At 68.3% G+C, this 6,025-nt stretch carries 6 protein-coding genes; 4 read left to right on the top strand and 2 right to left on the bottom strand.

Annotated elements, in window-relative coordinates:
- Positions 1 to 180: 180 nt before the first annotated feature.
- Positions 181 to 1,122: a LysR family transcriptional regulator gene (locus ACVMLK_RS09965; RefSeq protein ID WP_422922761.1), complete on the bottom strand. Its 942-nt coding sequence runs from the start codon at positions 1,120 to 1,122 to the stop codon at positions 181 to 183.
- Between the two features lie 111 nt (positions 1,123 to 1,233).
- Between ACVMLK_RS09965 and ACVMLK_RS09960 the strand changes: the two genes are divergently transcribed.
- From ACVMLK_RS09960 to ACVMLK_RS09945, 4 genes are all read left to right on the top strand, one after another.
- Positions 1,234 to 1,770 carry a thiamine pyrophosphate-binding protein gene (locus tag ACVMLK_RS09960; protein ID WP_198365547.1) on the top strand — a complete coding sequence of 179 codons (537 nt, stop codon included), beginning with the start codon at positions 1,234 to 1,236 and terminating at the stop codon, positions 1,768 to 1,770.
- The gene (locus ACVMLK_RS09955; protein ID WP_198365546.1) at positions 1,767 to 2,354 is read left to right on the top strand and encodes a thiamine pyrophosphate-dependent enzyme; all 588 of its coding nucleotides are present in this window, start codon (positions 1,767 to 1,769) and stop codon (positions 2,352 to 2,354) included. The genes ACVMLK_RS09960 and ACVMLK_RS09955 overlap by 4 nt, the downstream gene beginning before the upstream one ends.
- 157 nt (positions 2,355 to 2,511) lie before the next feature.
- Complete coding sequence (locus ACVMLK_RS09950; RefSeq protein ID WP_457486305.1) at positions 2,512 to 3,984, top strand: aldehyde dehydrogenase; 1,473 nt, start codon at positions 2,512 to 2,514, stop codon at positions 3,982 to 3,984.
- 74 nt (positions 3,985 to 4,058) lie between these two features.
- Positions 4,059 to 5,039, top strand: a complete 981-nt coding sequence (locus ACVMLK_RS09945; protein ID WP_457486304.1) for a Bug family tripartite tricarboxylate transporter substrate binding protein — start codon at positions 4,059 to 4,061, stop codon at positions 5,037 to 5,039.
- Between the two features lie 37 nt (positions 5,040 to 5,076).
- Here ACVMLK_RS09945 and ACVMLK_RS09940 read toward each other — a convergent pair whose 3' ends face one another.
- Entirely contained in the window at positions 5,077 to 5,340 is a 264-nt protein-coding gene (locus ACVMLK_RS09940) for a hypothetical protein (RefSeq protein WP_422922758.1), read from the bottom strand.
- Between the last annotated feature and the right edge of the window lie 685 nt (positions 5,341 to 6,025).

The raw sequence follows: 6,025 nt of genomic DNA, 5'->3' as shown, positions 1-6,025 counted from the left end.
ACTCCCCAGGAAAGCGCGCGCACAGCTTCGCCACCTCCTGCCGGATCTCAGCATGCAGATCATCGGGATTCTGAGCGAAGTCCATTGGAATGCCTCCCCCTGGATCGCGTCGCGACCCCGTCTTCGGGCATAGATTGACCGCGGACCTCGCATAAACAATCCACAATAGTTTTCGACCACCTATGCCGGTTTGCTATCGCTCCTCTGTAGCTCGCCCTGCCAGACGCCCTCGCTGATCATGGCGGCCACCTCATCCCGCAGGATCAGCTCGAAGCGCTGCACGGCGAGGGACGCGGCCCGCCCCGTCGGCCGCGCGACGACCAGCCTGCGGGAGAGCTGCGGGTCGCTCACCGGCACCGCCGCCAGCAGCCCGTCGCTGACCTCCTGGTGCACCGACGGCATGGGCAGCACCGTCGCGCCAAGCCCGCGCGCCACCAGGGCCTTCAGCACCTGCAGCGCATCGGCCTCGACCGGAATGCTGAGGCTGACACCCTTGCGGCGCGCCTCATGCTCGATCAGCAGCCGCAGCCCGTGCTGCGGGCCGGGCAGGATCAGGTTCCGCGACGCCAGTTCCCTGAAGGTGATGGTCGCCTTCTCCGGCCTCTGCCTGGCCAAGGTCACGAAATGCAGCTTCTCGACCAGCAGTGGCGCGTAGCGGATATTGCCGCCCTGTTCCGAGCCGTAGATGACCGCGATGTCAATCTCGCCACTGTGCAGCCATTCCAGAAGATAGCCGCTGAAGGCCGTGGCGACACGCAGGCGGACATCGGGATAGAGCTGCAGGGAACGCTCGACCAGGCGCGTCGCCAGCACATCGCCCACGGTGGGCGGCACGCCCAGCACCACCTGCCCGCGCACCGCCCCCGCCTCCTGGCTGAGATCGGAGCGGGTCTCCTCGATCTGCCGCAGGATGCTGCCGGCCCGGATCTTCAGCAGCTCACCCGCCCGGGTCAGGACCATGCCGCGCCCGTGACGGGTGAAGAGGGTGACACGAAGTTCCTCTTCCAGCATGCGGATCTGCCGGCTCAGCGCCGGCTGCACGATCCGCAGGCGATCCGAGGCCTTGCTGAGGCTGCCGAGTTCCGCGACCTGGATGAAGGTGTTGAGTTGCTTGAGGTCCATTCGCTATCTAATTCTGGCATAGCGCCTTGAGCAACATTCTAATTCCGTCACGCTCCGGCCGGGCCTAAGCCAGTGCCATACTGGACTCGTGGCGGAGAAAGATCCCAAGAGATGGTGGATAGCCCAGCACTGCCGACGCAGGGGTGGCAACGCGACGTCTTCGACGTCCTGAAGGCCGCCAACGTCAGGCATATCGTCTATGTCCCCGATGCCGGGCACTCAACCGCCATCCGCTTGGCCGAGGCCGATGAGGAGATCCGCTCCGTCGTGCTGACGACGGAGGAGGAAGGCATCGGCTATCTGGCGGGCGCCTGGCTCGGCGGCGAGCGCGGGGCGCTGCTGATGCAGTCGAGCGGCGTCGGCAACTGCATCAACACCCTGGCGCTGCAGACCTGCACGCGCTTTCCGCTGTTGATGGTCGTCACCATGCGGGGCGACTGGGCCGAGTTCAACCAGTGGCAGAACCCCATGGGACAGGCCACCGAGGCCTCTTTGAAGCTGATGGGCGTCCTGACCTGGCGCGCCGATGATCCCAAGGATGTCGCGCCGCTGCTGCGTGGCGCCGCGACCATGGCGTTCGATGGTGATTCGGCCTGCGCGGTGCTGCTGGGGCAGCGGCTGATCGGCGAGAAGGAGTGGGTGAAGTGAGCGCGGGTGGCACTCTCGACAGGCGCCTTGTCGTCGCGGATCTGCTGAAGGATCGTGACCGCCTGATGGTCGTCACCGGCCTCGGCTCGCCCTCCTACGATGTAATGGCCGCGGGCGACCACGACCTGAACTTCTATCTCTGGGCCGCGATGGGCAGCGCCGCGATGGTCGGCCTCGGCCTGGCGCAGGCGCAGCCGGATCGCCCCGTCCTGGTCGTGACGGGCGATGGCGAGCAGTTGATGGGTTTCGGCGCCCTGGCGACGATCGCGCTGCGCAAGCCGCGCAACCTCAGCATCGTCATTCTCGACAACGGCCATTTCGGCGAGACCGGCATGCAGCCGAGCCATGCCGGCCAGGGAATCGAGTTCGCCCGCGTGGCCGAGGCCATGGGCTACCCGAAGGTCGATGTGGTCACCGAGTTGCAGGGAGTGGAGCCGCTCCGCCGGCGCGTGCATGCCTGCGAGAGCCTGAACCTCTCCGTGGTGAAGATCTCGGCCGTGAACATGCCTCGCGCCCTGCCACCGCGCGATGGCGTGTATGTCAAGAACCGCTTCCGCCTCGTGCTGGGCCACAAGCCCGCGTGACCTCGGCGGACGGCCAGTCGCTATCCCCCTGAGTGGCCCTGGGCGTCCCACCTTCTGCGGGGGCGCCCGCTGGCGTTGTGGACCCGCGGGTCCGAGCAGAGGCCACCGGGGCATTGCGTCCGGCGGCGGAGACAGGAAAGAGAGAAGGATGCAGGGTGTGACGCGCTTCAGGAACACTGTGAACGGCCAGCCGCGCGGTGGGGACCAGTGGATCGCGTCCCTGAACCCGTTCGACGGCGAGGCCTGGGCCGAGATTCCCCGCGGCACGGCCGCCGATGCCGACGAGGCGGTGACGGCGGCCCACAAGGCCTTCAGCAGCGGCCCCTGGCCCGCGATGACGGCGACGGCGCGCGGCAAGCTGCTGCGGCGCTTCGGCGATCTCATCCTGCGCGATGCGGAGAAGCTCGCCGCCATCGAGGTCCGTGACAACGGCAAGCTCTATGCCGAGATGCTGGGCCAGCTCCGCTACATTCCGGAATGGTTCCACTACTTCGGCGGGCTGGCCGACAAGATCGAGGGCGGCGTGCTGCCCATGGACAAGCCAGAGATGTTCGCCTTCACCAAGCCCGAGCCGCTTGGCGTCGTGGTCGCCATCACGCCCTGGAATTCGCCGCTGCTGCTGCTGGCCTGGAAGCTGGCGCCGGCGCTGGCGGCCGGCTGCACCGTGGTGATCAAGCCCTCCGAATTCACCTCCTGCTCCACGCTGGCGCTGATGGAGCTGGTGGCGGAGGCGGGATTCCCGCCGGGTGTGGTCAACACCGTCACCGGCTATGGCTCGGAGATCGGTACCGCGCTCTCGGAGCACCCGCTGGTCGCCAAGCTCGCCTTCACCGGTGGCGACGCGACCGGAACGGCGGTCTATTCCTCGGCGGCCAAGGGGCTGAAGCACGTCACGCTGGAGTTGGGCGGCAAGTCGCCGAACATCATCTTCGATGACGCCAGGCTGGAGGACGCGGTCAAGGGCGCGATTTCCGGCATCTTCGCGGCCTCCGGCCAGACCTGCATCGCCGGCTCGCGCCTGCTGGTGCAGCGCTCGGTCTATGAGGAGGTGGCGCAGAGGGTCACGGCCTTCGCCGGCACGGCGCAGATGGGCGACCCGATGCTAGACACCACGCAGGTCGGCCCCATCACCACCGTCCCGCAGCGCGACAAGGTCCTGTCCTATATCGACATGGCCCGGCAGGAAGGCGCGCGCTGCCTGCTCGGCGGCGGCAGGCCCTCGCGCCCGGATCTGGCGAGGGGCTGGTTCGTCGAGCCCACCATCTTCGCCGATGTGGACAACAGCATGCGCATCGCGCGGGAGGAGGTCTTCGGCCCGGTGCTGTCCATCATCCCCTTCGAGGATGAGGACCACGCCGTCGAGATCGCCAATGACACCATCTACGGCCTGGCCGCGGGTGTCTGGACCGGCAGCACGCGCCGTGCCTTCCTGATGGCCGACAAGCTGCAGGCGGGCACGGTCTGGGTGAACACCTACCGCGCGGTCAGCTTCATGGCGCCGTTCGGCGGCTACAAGAAGAGCGGCATCGGGCGGGAGAGCGGCCAGGCCGCCATCCAGGAATACCTGCAGACCAAGACGGTCTGGATCAACCTCGCCGAGGGTGTCTCCAACCCCTTCGTGCTGCGCTGAGAAAAGGCCGCGCCGGATCACGTCCGGCGCGGTCATGACGTCCGGAATCGCCAAATAAAAAGGGAGGATCGGCCATGCGGCGCCGTACCGCGTTTCAGCTCGCCGTAGCGCTCGCTGCTACACGCCCCAGCCTCGGGCGCGCGGCCACCACGCCCTGGCCAACCCAGCCGGTGCGGCTCGTCTGCCCCTTCGCCGCGGGCGGGCCGACCGATGTGGCCGCCCGTCTGCTGGCCGAGGGCCTCTCCTCGCAACTGTCCCAGCGTGTCCTGATCGAGAACCGCACCGGCTCCGGTGTCCTGGTCGGAACCGAGGCGGTGGCCAAGGGACCGGGTGATAGCCACACCATGCTCTACAGCACCATTGCCCATGCGGTGCTGAGGCCGCTCTTTCCCAATCTCAGCTTCGACCCCGTCGCCGATTTCCAGCCGGTGGCGCTGGTCGGCACGGTGCCCATGCTGCTGATGATCAACAACGCGGTCCCGGCGCGGAACCTGCAGGAGCTGATCAAGCTGTTCCGTGACCGCCCCGGGGACTACAACTACGGCAGCTCCGGCGCGGGCGGCGCCGTGCACCTGGCGACGGAGTTGTTCCTGCAGCAGGCCGGCCAGCTGAAGGTCAATCATATCCCCTATCGTGGCGCCGCGCCGGCCATGCCGGATCTCCTGAACGGCAATCTCACCATGTTCCTGAACGTGGCGTCGGACGGCATCGCCAGCGTGCAGCGCGGGCAGACCCGGGCCCTGGCCGTCAGCTCCGGCCGGCGCCTGCCGCAACTTCCCGACGTGCCGACCTTCGCTGAGGCAGGGCTGCCGGGTTACGAAGCCTATACCTGGCACATGGTCTTCGCGCCCGCCGGCACGCCTTCGGATGTGGTGACGCGGCTCAACGGCGCCGTAAACGCGGCGTTGCGGGTGCCGGCCCTGCAACAGAGGCTGGCCGATCTCTCGGTCGAGCCAAGGCTCGACAGCACCCCGGACACGGCCGCGGCCTGGCTTGCCTCCGAGATGGCGAAATGGGAGCCGCTGGTGCGCGCCGCCGGCATCACCGCGCAGTAGGGCGGCCGTCGCGGCGGCACCATCCTGAACGGGGGCCCTACAATCCGGCCGGTGCTCCACCGGGCAGGGGGCGACGGTTCAGCAGCTCGCGCAGGCTTTCCTCGAACCAGCCATCGACGATGCCGCGGGCGGTGGAGCGCAACGCCTGCGTCTCCACCCGCGGCATCCTCTGACGATGATCGGGCGGTCCGCCCATCTGCCATTTCCGGATGCGGATATTCCAGCCGGCATCCTCTCCCTCGCGCAGGATCAGGCGGTAGCCGCGGTAGAACTCGATCGTCAGAAGCTCCGCACTTTCCATGACACCGATCCTGGCTTGGCATGCCGGCCTGCCGTGGCACGGTCCGCGTGGAGTTCCGGGAACCCGCGGCCCGCGCGCCAAGGCGTCCTTCCGGCCTGTTCGTCCCGGCCGAGGCTCCGCTGGAGCCGGAGGCCGGGCGCTGCTGATGACGCCCCGTGGGGCACGCGGTCGCATCATGCTCGACCGCCAGATCGATCATCCACCAGGCTCCGACATCACAAAATTCGAATTTCGTTCGATCAGCCATGCCGGATTTCGCAGGCTTTCCCGCGGCGGTCCATTCCACGCGCATCCCGGCCTTCCGCACCGCCTCCTGCCGGCGTTGACTGTCCCGCCGCAGGAACTTTCCGAATTCCTCCGGGGAGGCTCCTGTCCGGATCTCCGTGCCGTCATCCTCAGACAGCGCCGCAAGCCAGGTTGGGCAAGGGCCTTCGTCAGCGCGGCATGCAGGTTCGCGGCCCGGCGGGACGCTGACCGCCGTCATCGCCGGCCCGGAGGGGGGGAGGATCAGGCGAATGGCGGCGTCATGGCCGGCTTGCTTGGCCGCCCACCCGGAGGAGGGTTCTCCGAGGCGGGCCTGAGCGGCTCCGCCCCCGATCCCCCGGGCGGCCCCGCCGGGCAGCGGAGGCGCCCTGGCCGCCGCGCCACGGGCGCCCATGCGCGCAACGGGGGCCGCCCTCCCTCA

It is taken from the genome of Teichococcus aerofrigidensis, from assembly GCF_054073225.1.
The sequence above is the reverse complement of the archived record's forward strand: the minus strand, read 5'-3'. Positions and strand labels throughout refer to the sequence as shown.

Bases quoted from the DNA above. Each gene is read 5' to 3' on its own strand.
- ACVMLK_RS09940 (WP_422922758.1), bottom strand. From the start codon at position 5,340: ATGGAAAGTGCGGAGCTTCTGACGATCGAGTTCTACCGCGGCTACCGC.
- ACVMLK_RS09960 (WP_198365547.1), top strand. From the start codon at position 1,234: ATGGTGGATAGCCCAGCACTGCCGACGCAGGGGTGGCAACGCGACGTC.
- ACVMLK_RS09965 (WP_422922761.1), bottom strand. From the start codon at position 1,122: ATGGACCTCAAGCAACTCAACACCTTCATCCAGGTCGCGGAACTCGGC.
- ACVMLK_RS09945 (WP_457486304.1), top strand. From the start codon at position 4,059: ATGCGGCGCCGTACCGCGTTTCAGCTCGCCGTAGCGCTCGCTGCTACA.